General features: G+C 45.2%; 15 protein-coding genes, 1 tRNA gene and 1 pseudogene. 12 read left to right on the top strand and 5 right to left on the bottom strand.

The window, feature by feature from the left end:
• Nucleotides 1-66: 66 nt before the first annotated feature.
• From CHRO_RS09115 to CHRO_RS29540, 3 genes are all read left to right on the top strand, one after another.
• Entirely contained in the window at nt 67-531 is a 465-nt protein-coding gene (locus tag CHRO_RS09115) for a tRNA (cytidine(34)-2'-O)-methyltransferase (protein WP_015153908.1), read from the top strand.
• A 41-nt stretch (nt 532-572) separates the two neighbouring features.
• Nucleotides 573-698, top strand: coding sequence for a hypothetical protein (locus CHRO_RS34270; RefSeq protein WP_281168632.1), 126 nt, complete (start codon nt 573-575; stop codon nt 696-698).
• A 728-nt stretch (nt 699-1,426) separates the two neighbouring features.
• Nucleotides 1,427-3,322, top strand: a complete 1,896-nt coding sequence (locus CHRO_RS29540; protein ID WP_015153907.1) for a peptidoglycan DD-metalloendopeptidase family protein — start codon at nt 1,427-1,429, stop codon at nt 3,320-3,322.
• A 112-nt stretch (nt 3,323-3,434) separates the two neighbouring features.
• Here the strand turns inward: CHRO_RS29540 and CHRO_RS09105 are convergent, their stop codons facing one another.
• Nucleotides 3,435-4,514 carry an MraY family glycosyltransferase gene (locus CHRO_RS09105; RefSeq protein WP_015153906.1) on the bottom strand — a complete coding sequence of 360 codons (1,080 nt, stop codon included), beginning with the start codon at nt 4,512-4,514 and terminating at the stop codon, nt 3,435-3,437.
• A 234-nt stretch (nt 4,515-4,748) separates the two neighbouring features.
• Between CHRO_RS09105 and CHRO_RS09100 the strand changes: the two genes are divergently transcribed.
• From CHRO_RS09100 to CHRO_RS34750, 3 genes and pseudogenes are all read left to right on the top strand, one after another.
• A tRNA-Met gene (locus CHRO_RS09100) sits at nt 4,749-4,822 on the top strand.
• A gap of 156 nt (nt 4,823-4,978) precedes the next feature.
• Nucleotides 4,979-6,157 (top strand): Arm DNA-binding domain-containing protein, encoded by a 1,179-nt coding sequence (locus CHRO_RS09095; protein WP_015153905.1) that lies wholly within the window; start codon nt 4,979-4,981, stop codon nt 6,155-6,157.
• A gap of 51 nt (nt 6,158-6,208) precedes the next feature.
• A pseudogene (locus CHRO_RS34750) lies at nt 6,209-6,482 on the top strand (AAA family ATPase); the annotation flags it as partial.
• 242 nt (nt 6,483-6,724) lie between these two features.
• Here CHRO_RS34750 and CHRO_RS33270 read toward each other — a convergent pair.
• The 4 genes from CHRO_RS33270 to CHRO_RS33255 form a co-directional block, all read right to left on the bottom strand.
• Nucleotides 6,725-7,927: an ATP-binding protein gene (locus CHRO_RS33270; RefSeq protein ID WP_219336119.1), complete on the bottom strand. Its 1,203-nt coding sequence runs from the start codon at nt 7,925-7,927 to the stop codon at nt 6,725-6,727.
• Between the two features lie 59 nt (nt 7,928-7,986).
• Nucleotides 7,987-8,589, bottom strand: a complete 603-nt coding sequence (locus CHRO_RS33265; protein WP_219336118.1) for an AlbA family DNA-binding domain-containing protein — start codon at nt 8,587-8,589, stop codon at nt 7,987-7,989.
• A gap of 470 nt (nt 8,590-9,059) precedes the next feature.
• Nucleotides 9,060-9,830 carry a DUF1998 domain-containing protein gene (locus CHRO_RS33260; protein ID WP_051033195.1) on the bottom strand — a complete coding sequence of 257 codons (771 nt, stop codon included), beginning with the start codon at nt 9,828-9,830 and terminating at the stop codon, nt 9,060-9,062.
• Between the two features lie 57 nt (nt 9,831-9,887).
• On the bottom strand, nt 9,888-10,667 hold the full coding sequence (locus CHRO_RS33255; RefSeq protein ID WP_051033193.1) for a hypothetical protein: 780 nt from the start codon (nt 10,665-10,667) through the stop codon (nt 9,888-9,890).
• A 105-nt stretch (nt 10,668-10,772) separates the two neighbouring features.
• Here CHRO_RS33255 and CHRO_RS09075 point away from each other — a divergent pair, with 105 nt between their 5' ends.
• The 6 genes from CHRO_RS09075 to CHRO_RS09050 all read left to right on the top strand — a co-directional run bounded on the left by CHRO_RS09075 (nt 10,773) and on the right by CHRO_RS09050 (nt 16,972).
• Nucleotides 10,773-11,027: a hypothetical protein gene (locus tag CHRO_RS09075; RefSeq protein WP_041462413.1), complete on the top strand. Its 255-nt coding sequence runs from the start codon at nt 10,773-10,775 to the stop codon at nt 11,025-11,027.
• A gap of 272 nt (nt 11,028-11,299) precedes the next feature.
• Nucleotides 11,300-12,016 carry an RNA polymerase sigma factor gene (locus CHRO_RS09070; protein ID WP_015153904.1) on the top strand — a complete coding sequence of 239 codons (717 nt, stop codon included), beginning with the start codon at nt 11,300-11,302 and terminating at the stop codon, nt 12,014-12,016.
• Nucleotides 11,952-12,944, top strand: a complete 993-nt coding sequence (locus CHRO_RS09065; RefSeq protein WP_041462412.1) for a DUF1822 family protein — start codon at nt 11,952-11,954, stop codon at nt 12,942-12,944. The genes CHRO_RS09070 and CHRO_RS09065 overlap by 65 nt, the downstream gene beginning before the upstream one ends.
• 45 nt (nt 12,945-12,989) lie before the next feature.
• Entirely contained in the window at nt 12,990-15,368 is a 2,379-nt protein-coding gene (locus CHRO_RS09060; protein WP_015153902.1) for a CHASE2 domain-containing protein, read from the top strand.
• 9 nt (nt 15,369-15,377) lie between these two features.
• On the top strand, nt 15,378-16,166 hold the full coding sequence (locus CHRO_RS09055) for a DUF928 domain-containing protein (RefSeq protein WP_015153901.1): 789 nt from the start codon (nt 15,378-15,380) through the stop codon (nt 16,164-16,166).
• An 8-nt stretch (nt 16,167-16,174) separates the two neighbouring features.
• On the top strand, nt 16,175-16,972 hold the full coding sequence (locus tag CHRO_RS09050; protein WP_041462953.1) for a PhzF family phenazine biosynthesis isomerase: 798 nt from the start codon (nt 16,175-16,177) through the stop codon (nt 16,970-16,972).
• Nucleotides 16,973-16,996 lie beyond the last annotated feature (24 nt).

Raw genomic sequence — 16,996 nt, 5'->3', positions numbered from 1 at the left:
GCTATCGAAAGGACAGCATCTCAATTCAACGTTTTGACTTTTGACTTTCGACTTTTGACTTTTTAAATGCCTCAACTCGTTTTGGTTCACCCGCAAATTCCTCCCAATACTGGAAACATTGCCCGTACCTGTGCGGCGACAGGGACAGAATTACATTTGGTTGCACCGTTGGGTTTTGAAATTAGCGATCGCTATTTGAAACGAGCTGGCTTAGACTACTGGCAATATGTCAACTTGCATTACCACGAATCTCTAGACAGCTTCAAAAACTATTATCTAGAGCGCGGGGGACGCTGGGTTGGCTTTAGCGTTAAAGGTGAATCGAACTACATCGAATACCAATTTCAGGCTGACGATTGGTTGCTATTCGGTAGCGAAACAACTGGATTACCTCCAGCCGTCCTTTCTGCTTGTCACGCCAGAGTTTACATTCCTATGGCTCAAACTGGCGTTCGCAGTCTAAACCTTTCTGTCAGCGTCGCCGTTGGTCTGTTTGAAGCCCGTCGGCAATTAGGCTATTTGAGGGTATAGGGAGCAGTGACCAGTGACCAGTGACCAGGGACCAGTGACCAGTGACCAGTGACCAGGAACCAGTCAACAATCCACTACAACCTACACCCTACACCCCTTCTTCACGCACCACGCACCACGCACCACGCACCACGCACCACCAATTACCAACTACCAACTACCACTGATAACTGATAACTAACAACTGACTTACGTATATTCTCTGATTTTTTTGACTCTAAGTTAAATAAAGGTATTTTTTTTTACAGCTATTTTTAATAAATTCTCATCATCAGCTTTTCAGTCTTGAGATAGATATAAGAAATTTTTATAGATTTTTTGACTAAAATCTCTTCTTCGATGATACATTTTCTTCATCATTCATCTGTCTTGTTATAGAAGATTGACAGCTCCCATAGGAAGATAAATTGAGGATTTGAGTCTTTGTACTCAGAGTTAAGCCTTGGCTGTGTAGCTCGCAGCTTTGGTAAAATGCAACACTTGTTGGCTTACAGGAATTGACTTAAATTGACTATGTGTAATAGAGAACATAAGTAATATGACTCAATACATTGGCGTAATCTTTTTCTAAAGAAATGTTAAATAGCAGTAAAAGAAAAAATAAATATGCCAAAACAAAAAATGCCTATATTCTGGGCAGTTCTTACTCCTTAAGTAGAAATCGCCCAACTGTAGTATATTGAGCAGACTGGAGACAACGTTAATTTTTTTTGCCAATAGGCTGTAAGCTTGTTTAAATCAAAAATGCCTAGTAAGCTTGCCTCAGCATATTTATCTCAGCATGAAAAACTGGATTCGATCGCACTCAAAACCATCGTGTAGTAGTATCGCAATTGCGATCGCCAGAGCAAATGAACAGAGGTAGTTAAGCGCTATTCCAGACAGGAGGTCATTGTTGAAACAAACGTGGGCAAAAGATCGAGCAGATCGAGCCTCTAAAGCCAAGCGGCAAGTGCGGACTTCAGCCGCCACGATCGGCATTATTTTCTCAGCCGGAGCGTCCAATCTGCTATTGACCCAAATCAGTAATAGCGCTCCAGCCATAGCCGTAAATCAGCCTTCGCTCAGTCAAATGCCGATAGCAACTAGAGCGAGCTTAACCATTGGCAGCATTGGTGTGCCAACAGGAATCGCGGCAACCGTGCCTTTAGCATTCACTCAAAGCCATACTAACGCGACACAGTTATTTGAGCCTGTAGCCAAGCAACCAACAGAGAAAACAGCCAAAGTTTTACAAGCTTTGCGAGTCAATCGCCTGATTCGCCAGCTCAAGGCAAGTAAAATTACCGTATCAACAGCAGCGTTAGTATCTCAACTAGACGAGCGAGAAGCAGCGATCGCCAGACAAAGATGGTCGATCGATCGCTTGAGACAGAAATTGAATCGCTTGGAAGAAGATAGTTCGGCGGAGTTGGGGTTTGAGGAGTGGCAAGCATCGGCAGGGACATCGAGCCAGGAACAAATGGGGGCATCGCTAGCAAGCGATCCTGGGCTGCAACCCGCAGTATCTCTACTAGCATTCCATCCTCAGTTACAAACTCCACAGTCAATACATGGTAATGCAAGTGGGGAGGCAATGCCTTACGTACTGGAGGCAATGCCTGAAGCTCGCATGTCTTTGGCACAAACGCACACAGCAGCAAGTCTGCCAAAAATAGCGGTCGATCGCCCAATGGTACTAGTCCCCTTACAGGCACTTAGCTACAAGGTAAAAGCCGGAGACACGCTGAGTGCGATCGCGCAACAACACGGACTACCACTGACAACTCTCATTACCGCCAACAAATTAGCCGATCCCAACCGCATTCAGATCGCCCAACAGCTGATCGTGCCAATTTCGCCATCAAAGGGAAGTGAGAGCCAGCAGCCAATAACAGCAGCCCTGGAAAACAATACTAATGCTGGTATGGGTGGCAACATTTCTGAAGATGATTCGGTTGTGGAAGCCAATCCTCAAGGGATAGCAGAAATTCAGCGGCAGCAATCAGCAAAAGCAGAACAAGCACAGTTGAGCGATCGCTACGTCCAAAATTTACGTAGTGATATCGAGAAATTACAGCAGAGATATCGCACCCAGCCATTGCTGAGTCAAGCAACACCAGCAGAACAACCTGCTGCTAAGACGAGTGGCGATCGCTTGTTGCGGAAGCTACGTCAGATTGCATCTATCGAACTTAAAACAGAGCGAAACTTCAATTCCAAACAAGCAAGCAAGACTTTACAAGTAGAAGCACCAAAACAGCCGCAGCGTTCAGTGCAACCAACTGAAGATGAAAGTGATGATAGCTTGGCAACAGCACCGATTGGTAGAGATGCAACAGATTCGCTCCAATCAATTCAGCAACGAAACGTATCGCCAGCATTACCACCTTTAGATTCAGCAGATACCTATTTACCCAAACCGATAATTTCCAAAAAGGGCTTCATGTGGCCTGCTAGAGGGAAACTTTCTTCCGGGTATGGCTATCGTTGGGGGAGGATGCATCGGGGAATTGACATTGCTGCTCCGGTGGGGACACCTATTTTTGCGGCTGCGGCTGGAGTCGTCATCAAGTCAGGCTGGAACTCTGGCGGCTACGGCAATATGGTTGATATTCAACACACAGATGGTACGGTCACTCGCTATGCCCACAACAAGCGATTGCTCGTTCATAAAGGTCAAACAGTATACCAAGGGCAGCAGATTTCCGAGATGGGTAATACTGGTTTCAGTACTGGTCCCCACCTACACTTTGAAATTCATCCACTAGGTAAAAAAGCAGTTAATCCAATGGCTTTTTTACCCCGATGAAGTCAGTTATCAGTTATCAGTTATCAGCAGAAAGGAGTTAGGAGTCAGGAGCCAGGAGTTGAAATTAACTGGTCACTGGTCACTGGTCACTGATAACTGTCCCTAGCCCCCTTTATACCTTCCTAATTCTTTGCCAGATGGTGAAGCTTAGAAGTGCGACAATGCTGAGCATAGTCATCAGGATAGTGAGAGGGGTCATACCTTGGAGTTTCATTGCTAAACAATTCCCGACTGCGGTGAAAGACCATAATGCGATCGCCGTAGCTCGTTGCGATAAGCCAGTAGCCAACAAGCGGTGATGTAGATGGTCTTTACCAGGAGTACTAAGAGGATTTTTCCCCGCCATCAACCGCAGGACAAACACCTGAGTTGTGTCAATGACTGGTAGCAGCAGAAATAGGATTGTTGGTACTAAAGCAAATACAGTATTAACTTTTAAGCTACCTAAAATTGCGGTAGCCGCTAGCACGTAGCCAAAAAAATAAGCTCCAGCGTCTCCCATGATGATCCGGGAAGGATGAAAGTTATGACGCAGAAATCCCAGTGCTGAGCCTCCCAATGCTGCTAAGAGTAAAGTTGCTGCGGCTCGAGTGGCAAATTGTGCCGAGACCGCTAGTAGGCTCATAGAAGTGATAAAGCTGACTCCTCCTACTAAACCGTCAATTCCATCCATCAAGTTAATTGCATTCGTAATTCCAACTACCCACAGTACGGTAATCAGAGTCGAAAGTAACGGATCGATTGGTGGAAATATTCTAGCTTCGATGCGGATATCGCTAGCAATGAGCAAAAAAGCTGTCAGAATTTGTACGGACAAGCGTACCCAAGGTGGCAAGCCAAATTGGTCATCGATGAATCCTACTAAAACTAAAATCGAGCCTCCTAACAAGATTGTTAGTACCTCAGCTAGCACTCCTTCAATAACTATGGGGCGCAAAAGCGTTGCCAATACTAAAGCAGCTAACACTCCAGTATAAATTACCAAACCACCAGCATTAGGCAAAGGTTCGCGGTTGAGCCGTCGTTCGTTAGGCTGGTCTGCCCAACCTACTTTTAAAGCGAACGATCGCACTTCTGGCATTAATTGCCAAGTGACTATCCATGCCAACACAAAGGTAAACATGACTGATAGCCAACCATAACCATATGGGCTGGCGATCCCGATAGATTGGAGGAAGCCGTAGATGTTCATCTTTTTTAATCCAATCCTTAATCATAAGGATGAATACGAGCAGCAACAGTATAGTTCAGACTTGCTAAAAAGCTACATCTGTGTTTATGCTCATGCCAATTTAACAGATAGAGAAATTTCGGTGTCCTCTCAATTTAAATCGAGATTGGATCGAATTCGATTCTAGCTTCAGAATTTTGTCAGAAAGTGCAATGGTGCGATCGCTATGTTAGTATAGTTAAGCGTCAAAAATCTGGCTCAGTAGCTCAGTTGGTTAGAGCAGGGGACTCATAAGCCCAAGGTCGGCAGTTCAAATCTGCCTTGAGCCATCGGAAATTCAAGCCTTGCAAGCCCTTGTACGCCATTCTTAGGCGGAAAAGTTGGGGTATTTTTAGAGTAGTTTCGAGCAATTATTGGGGTAAGATTGGGGTAAAGCTAGGTTAGACTATAGGCGCTTACCCCAAAAGATTATCCAGCTTAACCTAATGCAATTAGAAAGCAGGCAGCATAAAGCTTCTAAGGGTTCAGTACAGATTAAAGTATCCAATGGTCGATTGCAGCTAGCGTTCACTCACGCTGGCAAGCGGCACTATCTCTCGCTTGGGCTATCGGACAATAAACTAAATCGAAAAGCAGCAGAGGCTAAGGCTAAGATCATTGAGTCTGATATTACTTATGAGCGGTTTGACCATACCCTAGCCAAATACAAGTCCCAGTCAGTACTCAGCGCTGTTACCCCAATTACCCCAATTGTTACCCCAAAAATTGCTTTTGCCGAGCTGTGGGAAAAGTATACGCAGTATAAGTCCTCTCAAGTTGCTGCTAGCACGCTAGTAAGGGATTACGGCAAGATTGCCAAGCGGCTACAAGCTCTCCCTAAAAATGTTGAAGATGCTGTAGGAGTCAGAGACTGGCTACTTGGCAAATACAGCAGTGAAGTGGCACGTCGCACTTTAATTCAAATGAATGCCTGTTGCAACTGGGCAGTCAAATCAGGTTTAGTCTCAGAAAATCCTTTCAACGGTATGGCTAGCGATATTAAGAAAACAGTAAGGGATACGAGTAGAGAACCATTTAGTCGGGAAGAAAGGGATGCAATTATTGCAGCATTTGAGAATAATAGCTTCTGTTCAAAATTTGCTCCCATACCCCACTCTTACTACGCCCCCTATGTAAAGTTTCTTTTCATCACTGGTTGTCGTCCTGAAGAAGCGATCGCACTCCAATGGAAACATATTTCAGCAGATTGTCAAAGGATTCAATTCAAAGAAGCCATACCCAGCGATACTGGTATTCGCGGACAAACCAAAACCGGAAAGACAAGAACTTTCCCCTGCAACTCTAAGCTTCAAGAATTTCTTGGGAGCATTAAACCTGAAAGCCCGTTACCTAATGATTTAGTTTTCCCAGGTTCACGCGGACAAGTTATTGACTCTCATAACTTCTTGAATCGGGTCTGGAAGCCTGTAGTAGAAGGTTTGGTAAAGACAGGCAAGGTTGAAAAGTATCTGCCTCAGTACAACATCCGCCATACATTTATCACTCTAGCCGTAGAAAATGGTCTAGATGCAAAGGATGTAGCGCGATTAGTGGGCAACTCACCTGAAATCATCTACCGTCACTATGCAGGCATAAAACGGGAGTTGTCCGTGCCTGAGTTCTAATAACGTTTGTACAGTAACTAATTGTTTGCCCTCTGAATAGATTCGTGACATCTGACTAAGGAAACAGTAGCAGAAATACGTCAAAGGGCGTTAAATGTACTGCAATGCTGTAAGGAGATGTTGATAATTGATGAAGCAGATCGACTGAAACCGAAAGCCTTTGCGGAAGCGAGGGATATTTTTGATCGAAAAGGTATTGCGGTGGTTTTAGTGGGAGCCGCTCGCTTAGATGCAGCGAGCGAGTCGGCAGGTTTACAACCTTTTCCGTGCTCGACATCGGTTTGGCAAGTTAGCAGGGGATGAGTTTAGTCAAACAATAGATATTTAGGAGCGTTAGGTGTTGAAGTTACCTTGTGTGGGGCGTGTTATGGGGAAATGCTCTGTCATAAGATCGAGTGGCAGTTGAAGAAAACCGAGTTTTGTAGCAATTATGGGTTCACTTTGCTGTCGGAATGTCCTACTTGTGGGTCGAGATTTGCGTTTCCGGCGTTGTGGAATGAAGCGTGGTGTAAGCGGTGTTTTTTGCCGTTTGGGAAAATGGTACAGAATCAAAAATTAGCCCAAAAGTCATAGCTTAGGGTTTTGACGAGTTTGATAGCCTTGATTTGGATGAGTTGGTTTATCTGGATATTTCAACTCTAATGCTCCTTCTTTAACCATTTTGGTTAGATAACTTGTTCTTAGGGTATGTGGGGAACGATTTAAGATATTTGCTAGTTGTTGTTGAGTTAAATATCGATCTTGGCAAAGTTCCAGAATTGTTTGCTCCATAAGCTCTTGGGATACTTTTCCTTTTTCTCTAACAGGGGTTGCGATCGCAATTAATTTTCCCCAAGGATCGGAGCTTGGTTGCAAATGATCGGAGCTTGGTTGCAAATGATCGGAGCTTGGTTGCAAATGATCGGAGCTTGGTTGATCTGATTGAGGAAGTAAGGAGAATAAATCGGTTTGAGTGTCATTGGGTAAGGTGTAATATGTACCTCTACCATGTCCTGATTTTTCTAGCCAACCATTATCTACTAGGTTTTTGAGACAATCACCAATATCTCTAGGGTGTTTTTGGCTATAGCATTGGATATCGCTATTACTGATTTGTCCTAGACGATGAGCTAAGACTAAAATGATTCGATCTAATTGTGATAAGTTGCAATAGTTATCCCCAACAACTTCTCGTAGCTCTTTCTCAACGTCTTTAGGAATTAAGCTGATCATTGGTAGAGCAACTGTTGTCATATCTAAATCTAAATTTTCCAAAACTCTTGGATATATCCATTGTTGTTCTTTCCATGCTCGTAAGATTTTAGGAAACCCCGAACCTGCTTTGTCTCCTAAACCAACCATCTGAAACATTTTTTGTAAATTGGGATTTCGTGGATCGCTAACTCCACCTTCATAAACTTTATCAATAGGTATTCTTAGACGACCTGGATTAGAAAATAAGAAACTATCTTTAGATTTAATAATAGTCAAGGGTTTTGTAGAAGAGTGATCTGCATGAATTAAAGTATTAGATAATGCCTCTCTTAAAGCTTCATGTACATGAGTTTCTCCTTGCCGTACTGAATTTTTATCTAATTTAAAAGGAACGTCAATATCACTTACTAAACGTCCATAAACACGATAATAAAAGTTAAATAAGTTAGCTTCCCATTCACCATCGAGAGTTACACGATATGTCCAACGTTCTTCAAGATCGGAGGAACGTTTTTCTTGATAATCAAGGTGATAATGAGGACAAGCATCTAAAATACTGCGTTCTCGACCAAACATTAGTAAACCTGCAAGGGTTAATCCTTCTTTATGTGTATTGCGGTCGCTTTTCCAACCTCCTAGTTTATAGGTAATTCTCGATCGTCTAATGCTAAGAAAGGGTGATCTGGTTTTCTCGATCGAAAGCGTTGACGAAAGGCTTTCATTGTCTCTAGATCGAGATCGTTAAGATCAAAATTGTCTAATACTCGGTAGTCTTGAGGTTCGCTACTCGCATCTCGTAGCATTTGACGTACTTCATCTTCACGACAAAGATAGTCGCCATCGTAGTTACGTTTATATGTCCCTATCATAGGATTGTTATTGATATAAACGGGACGTTGAGTTCGGCTTGCTTGAGAAACCTTAATAATAATTACGTCTTTCTCATCAATGTGAGCGATCGTAAAGTCTGATTCATTACAAATGGGAAAACTTAGCTTTTGAGGATTGTTGTGATTATTCCAAAAGTCTTTTTTCTGCAAAATTGAGTTATTGACTCCGGTGATAAAAAAACTACCTCTTTTCTCTGTTACTCCCAAAATAATATATCCGCCCTTAGTATTGGCAAAAGCAGATATCGTTTTCCAAATATCTTTAGGTAAATTATCTTCGGACGTTTTAAATTCAAGATCGTAGTCTTCAATAAAATCGAGTTTTTCGAGAAGGATTTCTAGTTCCATAGTTGAGTATATAAATAATCGGGCGATCGCTGGCTAACAAAAAGTTCTAGGATTTAGAATTAAGTGGTTTTGCACCAAGCATAACTGGAGATTCGCTTGCTCACGATCGCTCGTGATGGGTGCAAAGCAGCGAAGACAAATATCTATTCAGCTCTAGTGCCATTAGGGATAGGAGATTCTGGTACTGTTAATACTGGGGAAATACGATCAGCATAACCTAGATCTAACAACATCCCCTCTGATATTTGCTCCATAATGGGTTTAGGTTCAAGATTGACATCAAAAAATGATTGTTTGCTGATAATTTCTTGGGGATTAGCTCGCTCTGGTTTCTATTCAGCAATCATAGTTTTCTAGCAATAATCGCCAAAATTTACAGTCAGTTTAACCAGCTTGCGTGAACCTGGAGCGTCCTCTGCCGAAAGCTGCTTTGGAAGATGCCAATCTACATTTAAAGTTTTAACTAAGTTTTACAATAAAGAAGCTAAGATTTCTAACTTGGTTTGCCAATCCTCATCATGTCGTAGGGTTAAGACATAGTAGCCAGATACATATCTGAGATTATCGCGCTCAATTTTGTCTTGTTGCTGTTGTTCTGGGCGATCGTGAGCCGAGCCATCGCAGAAAATAGCAACCTTGGCATTCCTGTAGATAAAGTCTGGTTTAGAGTTAGCTTCAGGAATTAACTCTTGAGCAGTATCCGGTAGTTTTAACCCCCGTCGATCGATCTCTGCTAAGACAATTCGCTCAAAATTAGAGTTGGGATCTGTCTGCTGTAATAATTGCTGGTACTGAGCTTCACGAGAACCATTTGCGGCTTGACGAGTGATGGTACTGCTACCAAGCCGATCCAACCAAGGGCGAATTAGGTAGCGATCTAACAATGGATGATCGAACTGATTGCGGTAGGATAACAGGCATTGATAACAAGCTTTCGTACAGCTTTGCTTCTCTTGTAAGAAGTGACAAATATCTAACGCAGCATTTGCAAGCCGCTTGAAAGCATCAGGGTCTTCGAGTATTTGGGAAAGAACGCCTGCTCCTCCTTGGGCGGCTTCCCAAAAAAGTAAGTGTTGCCCTTGACCCAAGCGCTCGGAGGCTAGTTCGTCCGCTTCGAGTTTATATACTGCTTGGATGGCTCGTTCTAGAGCAAACTGGAGAGTGGCGAGAAATGCCTCAGAATTCCCAGTAGGAATGTTAACTGGTTCGACTACGAGGATATTAGAAGTATCATCTACCATCAGGTTGACTTCTGTTTGTAGATTCTCTTGGGATGTTTCATTCGTAGAGCGATCGCCCTACACTCCTGTTGCTGCATCTAACTTAAATCCGCGCTCGGTACGATCGCGTCTCAAGCCCCGATCGATCCGCCGCAATTTTGCCGTTTCACCATAGATTAACTGCAATAGCTGCGTTCCATCCGCTGCTATGACTGTTGCTATCTCTTGCTTTTGCGGCGCATAGCGAAAATGTGTCGTGACGTTGTAACCGTACTTGAGCCGTTCTTCCTCGTCACAAGTAATCCGTTCCCGCCTGCGGGTTATCATCGTCTCTACTTCTAGCACGCGATTGAGTTTGCCAGGGTTGCCATCGCGATCGGCGACAATCTTTGCACCGCAGTTTTCACAAGTGTCGCGTAGGGAATCATCTCCCTCATGGAAGTAGCCGCAGCTAGGACAAACGCTGACGCGGACGTATTTACCCTCGATTCCACCCACGGGAACTCGCATTTTGGCAATTTGAAATTTCGACCCTTCGTAGTAAACGACATTACTAGGAGCAAATTCGCGAATTGCTACCACGCGGGGACGAGAGACAAATCTACCTGCATCGCCAGCAGGGATGTAAGCGCGGACTGAGAGACGGGGAAAGTTATATCCTGGTAGAAAGCCTTCGGCAGCAAAGTAACGGTAAGGGTAAAACTCTAACTGAGTTTTACTTTGATTCGGGCTGACTTGCCCCACCAGCAGATCGATTTGCCTTTGGGCTTCTCGCTCTTGCGTTTGGGCTAGCTTGCGTTCCTCTTGAGTCACGCCACCTTTGGTAGAACGATCTACAGTTTGTCGAGCTGCTTGCAATTGAAATACGGCATCACCATAGAGTTTGCGCCAGCGATCGCAGGCTCGGTCAAACCCAAGTAAAGCATTTTCGAGTGTTTCAAAATTGCTTCATATCAATTAGGCTTGGGTGAATACGAAGTCCGCTCTTGGCATGGTTGGCTACGCCACATGACGTTGGTATTAGCGGCTCAAGCATTTCTGGTTGTGTTGCGTCATCAGACAGAACCCTTGGTCAATGCCCACAACAACTGGACGATGCCTTCCAACAGCAACAGTCTCGCCCAGTTCAATGCCACGCGAGATTCTCATTCCCTTGAGTCTACCACAGATGCGCCGATGGCTCTACAGATGACTCTTTCCTATAGCTTGGCGGCTTGAGCATATTCTACATTGGTCATTTTGGCGACGCGCCCCAGAACGCGACTGCGCGTTACTGGCATGATCTTTTGCGTGACATTCTTCTTGTTTTACTTACATAACTTAATAAAACTCACCTGCATAATTTTCTTCTATAAAGCTGATAAGTATATAGCGGAGGAAACACGCTATGTCTAGGAGGTGAGACAACAAGCAGTGCGGTAGTGATTTCAGAGGATTTTTCCTCGAAAATAAACATACCCCTGCTGGAGAGACAAATAAAAAATACTGTTATGGAAGAATTTGAGGTGAGTCTGCGTCAATTGGTCGTAGAAACTTGTCAGCAGAAGATCGGTAGTCTCGATCGCCAGCGAGGTTTAACGAGAATTGTCCGCTCGATTGCCAAGTCTGGCAAGCTGTGGAAAGAAAATACTCCCGATTACGAGGATGCCTTACAACAAACCTGGCTGTATTTCTGCCGTAACCTGTGTGAAGCTACGACAGGCGATCGCTACGATCCCAGTCGTAGTAGTATCACGACTTGGTTAAATGCATATTTGCGGCGACGGCTGCAAGACCTATACCTGCAAAGAAAGACTACCAATAACTCGACAACTAGACAAGTCTATTCTGTTGACGAGCTGGGGAAAGACGCGATTGAAGCCTTGGAAGCTCCGCCCGATGTCCCACCAATTTTGGAAACGACACGAAAGTGGATTCAAACCGATCCTGATGGCGACCTCCGCCGTACTTATATTCAAGGTTATCCAAAGGTGAATTGCCAAGTTTTATTGTTACAAAGGCTGCCACCAGAGACAAGCTGGGAAGATTTAGCAGCGCAATACAAGCTGTCCGTTTCGACACTGAGTAGTTTCTATCGGCGACAATGCCTACCACGATTGCGTAAATTCGGCGAATCGCAAGGGTATTTAGAGGATACCTATCATGAATTATCAAGCACGAGAAAACGATCGCTCCCTTCCGTTACCAATTACTCAAGCCGCGAATAGCATTGCTTGGCAGTTTAGCCAGCAGCAGCCAACGTCACAAAAAGCAGAGCAAGTGCGACTGAATACCTTGGCTGTGTGTGCCGTCCGCGATTATTTGGAAATGATGGGCGTTCCGGTGAATTGGAACGAGTGCGATAGTTGGAATCCTTTTATGCGTGCGTGTGTGGATGCAGCAGACTTGGAGGTATTGGGTTTGGGTCGCCTGGAATGTCGGGCGATCGCCACTGATGCTTCTACCTGTTACGTGCCACCGGAGGTTTGGGAAGATCGGATCGGTTATGTTGTCGTGCGTTTGGATGAAGTAGAAAAACAGGTCTGTATCCTGGGTTTTGTCCAGCAAGTTACCCAAGAACAGTTGACCGTTAACCAGTTGCGATCGCCGGAAGATCTATTGTCCCACTTGCAAGACTTAAGCGCGATAACTTCGTTAAGCTTCGCTAACGCGAATCCTCCCACGAGTACGGTTAACTTGAGACAGTGGTTCCAAAATACGTTTGAACCAGGTTGGCAAACTGTCGTCTCGCTATTAAATCCAACCGAACACAATTTAACCTTTAGCTTTCGTAAAACAGAAGAACTGAATACAAACGAAGTGGATCGCCCTGAAAATTTTGTCAGACGGGCAAAGTTAATTGACTTAGGGATGCAGCTAGCTGGTCATGCAGTCGCTTTGGTCATGGAACTGCGTCCTGCATCAGAGCAGAAAACCGATCTGATCGTACAAGTGCATCCGACGGGGAGAGAGACATTTTTACCGCCGTCGCTACAGCTAATCGTTTTGGATGAATCTGGTTCAGTTTTCTTGGAAGCTAAAGCCAGACGCGCCGATAATTATATTCAGTTGCAATTTAGCGGTACTACCGGAGAAAGATTTAGCGTTAAAGTAGCTCTGGGGGATGTTGGCATCACCGAACACTTTATCATTTGAGTTACGACTTACAACTTAAAATGACGTGCCTACAGGTGATAGATCGTGGGTAAGTTAGTTGTCTTGAAGTTTGGCGAAGGTAGCTTTGAGCAGGGATTTCCTGTCACGCTGCAAATTGGCGAGGATGGCGATCGCCCCGCTGTAGAACTTGCTGGCAGATTACCACCCCAGCCGGAAATTCCGCAACTCTACAGAAAATGGCAATCAGCTTACTACAGTTTGGGTTTGCGATCGCGTCTGGAAGCCGCTGCCGTCCAAATTACGAATGTTTGTGTTTTAGAAGACTGTTATAATGCCGCAGAATCCCTCAGCCGCAGTCTAAACAATTGGCTTTCCTCTCCATCATTTCTTGCTTTAAGGGATAAGTTTTTAGAAAAATTAATGCCTGCGGATGCAATTCGAGTTATTTTGCAAACTGAAGATTTACTATTACAGCGGCTACCCTGGCATCGCTGCGATCTATTTGCTCGCTATCCTCAAGCAGAAATTGCCCTGAGTACCCCTGCTTACGAAGAAATTGCGCTGAAAACGACATCCTCTCGCACTCAAATCAGAATTTTAGCGATTTTAGGTAGTAGTGCCGGAATTGACATTCAAGCAGACCGTAACTTGCTCGAAACCTTGCCAGGAGCAGATGTCAAGTTTTTGGTTGAGCCGTCACGTCAAGAGTTAGACCGTCAGTTATGGTCTACCCAAGGATGGGATATTTTATTTTTTGCCGGACATAGTGCCAGTCAAACAACTGCCTCACAGAATGAAGTTACAGGCAGAATTTATTTAAATCAAACGGAAAGTTTAACTATTGCCGATCTCAAACACGCTTTACAAACTGCGGTAGAAAATGGTTTGAGCGTAGCCATTTTTAACTCTTGCGATGGCTTGGGTTTGGCGCGGGACTTGGCAAGTTTGCACATTCCCCAAGTAGTATTCATGCGCGAACCCGTACCGGATCGCGTGGCGCAAGAATTTTTGAAGAGTTTTCTCCAGGCTTTTGCCGGGGGAAAGTCTCTCTATTTGTCGGTACGAGAGGCAAGGGAAAGACTCCAGGGATGGGAAAGTGAATATCCTGCTGCTAGCTGGCTACCAGTCATTTATCAAAATCTTGCCGAAATTCCTCCAACTTGGCAACAGTGGATGCAACGTCTACGTCCACCACGACAACGGCTTTCTCTGCGGCGCGTCTTCTTCACCAGCACCATTGTCACGGCGGCGGTGGTAGGAATGAGGTTATTAGGATTATTCCAACCTATAGAATTGCAGGCTTTTGACCAATTAATGCGGCTGCGTCCTATAGAAAAAGCCGATCCGCGTCTGTTACTTGTGACGGTGACAGAGGAAGATTTGCAGCTGCCAGAACAGAAACAGAGAAAAGGCTCTCTGTCAGATTTGGCATTGGAAAAACTGTTGCAAAAACTCGAACAATTTCACCCACAAGTTATCGGTTTGGATATCTACCGCGATTTTCCGGTAGAGAAATTACCAAGTCTGAAGTCAAGGCTCCAAAAAAGCGATCGCCTTTTTGCTATCTGTAAAGTCAGCGATCCAGAATTCGATCCGCGTGGCGTTCAACCCCCGCCAGAAGTCGCGCCAGAACGGATAGGTTTTAGCGATGTCATTGCCGATCCAGATGACAACATCGTGCGCCGCCATTTGCTCAATTTCGATCCGCCACTCACATCCCGTTGTAGTGCTAATACCGCGCTCAGTTTTCAACTCGCTCATCAATATTTGGCAGCGAAAGGAATTGAAACTCGATTCACGCCCAATGGTAACTTACAACTCGGTAATGTCGTTTTTCCGCGTTTGCAACCTTTCCATACGGGCGGTTATCAAAGAATCGATCCTAAAGGCTATCAACTGTTACTCAATTACCGTCCCTTTGACTCTGTAGACGATATTGCCGTCGCAGTGACGCTAGGAGATATACTGAGCGATCGCATTCCGCCCAATCTTGCCCGTACCCTCAAAGACAGGATTGTACTGATCGGTCTAGCGGCTCCTAGTACTGGTGATGCGTGGTCTACTCCCTACAGCATCGGCAGACAGGGACTGCAAAAACAAATTCCAGGTATTTATTTGCAAGCTCAGATGGTGAGTCAACTCCTCAGTGCTGTTTTGGACGGACGGACACCACTGTGGGTTTTGCCTCTCTGGGGTGAGATTGTTTGGATTTGGGCTTGGTCGTTGGTGGGAGGAGTTGTTGTTTGGTGCTGGCGTTCTCCCGCGCGATTGGGATTGAGTGTTTGCTTGACAATTGCAGCTCTATATGGCTCGAGTTGGATATTACTACTTCAAGGTGGCTGGCTGCCTTTAGTCCCTGCGGCTTTGGCTTTAGTCGTGACGGGAGGCAGAATTGCGGTCGTCAAGCGTTCTTTGCCCGATAGCAGCAATCTACTGCTGAAACCTACACTAAAGATAGATTGAGGTGAGATAATGCACAAGCTTGCAGCCACAGCAGCGATCGCCTTCACAATGCTCGTACCCACAGCAGCGATCGCCACCCACAATAACAGTCAAAATCACACTCACCAGCAAGTCAGCACTCAACCCCGTTACACGCCACCACCCTTTCCTACCTCCGGCACTCCCACCGGACGAACTAGAGGCGCAGCCGGACGAGGAGGAGACTGCGGCTTCAAGCTGCCGCTAACGGCGCTAGCACCTGCCGTAGAAAAGACTGTAGGCACGGGTAAAGCAACGTATGTTTGGGGACAGACGATCGCCGAGTATCCTACTTTCTGGTTTTACATTCCTGCTGCCAACCCTTCACTCCGTTCTGTAGAATTCGTCCTACAAGACGATCGCGATAACGATGTCTATCGTTCTGCTGTCGAACTGCCAGCTAAACCAGGCATCATCGGCGTGCGTTTACCATCTACCCAACCGCCACTTAAGCTCAATCAGAACTATCACTGGTTTTTGAAAACAGAAATAGCAGCCAGTTGCGATCGCCAAGATTCTACTATTGCGATCAAAGATTCCGTCGAAGGATGGGTACAGCGCGTATCGCCAACCGCCACGATGCGATCGAAACTCAAGACAGCCACACCCGAACAACGACTCGATCTCTACGCTCAACAAGGCTTATGGTACGACGCGATCGCCACCATAGCCGAACAGCGCTTACAGCAGCCAGAAAATGCCGCTCTCAAGGCAAATTGGAACGGGCTTTTACAATCTGCCAATTTGAGCGATATGTCATCTCAGCCACTTTTGCCATGACAACTGAAATGGGACAAGAAATTTTTCAGGTCGATGCTTTTACAAATAAACCTTTTGCAGGTAATCCCGCTGCTGTATGCGTTCTGCCGCGATCGAGAGATGACGGTTGGATGCAAAATATTGCCAAGGAGATGAATTTATCAGAGACGGCTTTCTTACTCCGGCAAGACGATGGTAGCTACAATCTGCGGTGGTTTACTCCTGCTACAGAAGTTCCTCTGTGCGGTCATGCTACCCTAGCTAGCGCTCATGTGCTGTGGGAACAGGGTTATTTGCAGCCAGAGGAAACAGCTCGATTTCACACTCTCAGTGGCTTGCTGACGGCAAAACGGATAGGAGAATGGATCGAATTAGACTTCCCAATGCAAGTTCCTGCTGCATCGGAAATACCTGCCGATTTGATCAAAGCTTTGGGAACCAAACCCAAGTATGTAGGTGAGACGAATAGAAATTATTTGGTGGAATTAGATTCGGAGGAGATTGTCAGAAATCTTCAGCCAGATTTTAGTTTACTGAAAACTTTGCCCGTACAAGGCGTAATCGTCACCAGCCAAGGGACAAACTCAGAGTATGATTTTGTCTCTCGCTACTTTGCGCCTAATGTCGGAATTGACGAAGATCCGGTGACGGGTTCGGCGCATTGTTGCCTTGCACCCTACTGGCGCGATCGCTTGGGGAAAGATAATTTTCTCGCCTATCAAGCTTCTGCTAGAGGTGGGGTAATTAAAGTTAGCTGTCAAGGCGATCGGGTTTTATTGGGAGGACAAGCTGTTTTAGTTTTACGGGGTGAATTGGTTGATGGTTGAGAATGGTAATTTGTGAAGCTAGCG

The sequence above is a fragment of the Chroococcidiopsis thermalis PCC 7203 genome, assembly GCF_000317125.1.
Classification (GTDB): Bacteria; Cyanobacteriota; Cyanobacteriia; order Cyanobacteriales; family Chroococcidiopsidaceae; genus Chroococcidiopsis; species Chroococcidiopsis thermalis.
The sequence above is the reverse complement of the archived record's forward strand: the minus strand, read 5'-3'. Positions and strand labels throughout refer to the sequence as shown.

What these genes read in the sequence shown, in the direction of transcription:
- CHRO_RS09105 (WP_015153906.1), bottom strand. Translation starts at nt 4,514, where the DNA reads ATGAACATCTACGGCTTCCTCCAATCTATCGGGATCGCCAGCCCATAT.
- CHRO_RS09050 (WP_041462953.1), top strand. Translation starts at nt 16,175, where the DNA reads ATGGGACAAGAAATTTTTCAGGTCGATGCTTTTACAAATAAACCTTTT.
- CHRO_RS33270 (WP_219336119.1), bottom strand. Translation starts at nt 7,927, where the DNA reads ATGTTTGGTCGAGAACGCAGTATTTTAGATGCTTGTCCTCATTATCAC.
- CHRO_RS33265 (WP_219336118.1), bottom strand. Translation starts at nt 8,589, where the DNA reads ATGGAACTAGAAATCCTTCTCGAAAAACTCGATTTTATTGAAGACTAC.
- CHRO_RS09070 (WP_015153904.1), top strand. Translation starts at nt 11,300, where the DNA reads ATGGAAGAATTTGAGGTGAGTCTGCGTCAATTGGTCGTAGAAACTTGT.
- CHRO_RS33260 (WP_051033195.1), bottom strand. Translation starts at nt 9,830, where the DNA reads ATGGTAGATGATACTTCTAATATCCTCGTAGTCGAACCAGTTAACATT.
- CHRO_RS09065 (WP_041462412.1), top strand. Translation starts at nt 11,952, where the DNA reads ATGAATTATCAAGCACGAGAAAACGATCGCTCCCTTCCGTTACCAATT.
- CHRO_RS09055 (WP_015153901.1), top strand. Translation starts at nt 15,378, where the DNA reads ATGCACAAGCTTGCAGCCACAGCAGCGATCGCCTTCACAATGCTCGTA.
- CHRO_RS09115 (WP_015153908.1), top strand. Translation starts at nt 67, where the DNA reads ATGCCTCAACTCGTTTTGGTTCACCCGCAAATTCCTCCCAATACTGGA.
- CHRO_RS09095 (WP_015153905.1), top strand. Translation starts at nt 4,979, where the DNA reads ATGCAATTAGAAAGCAGGCAGCATAAAGCTTCTAAGGGTTCAGTACAG.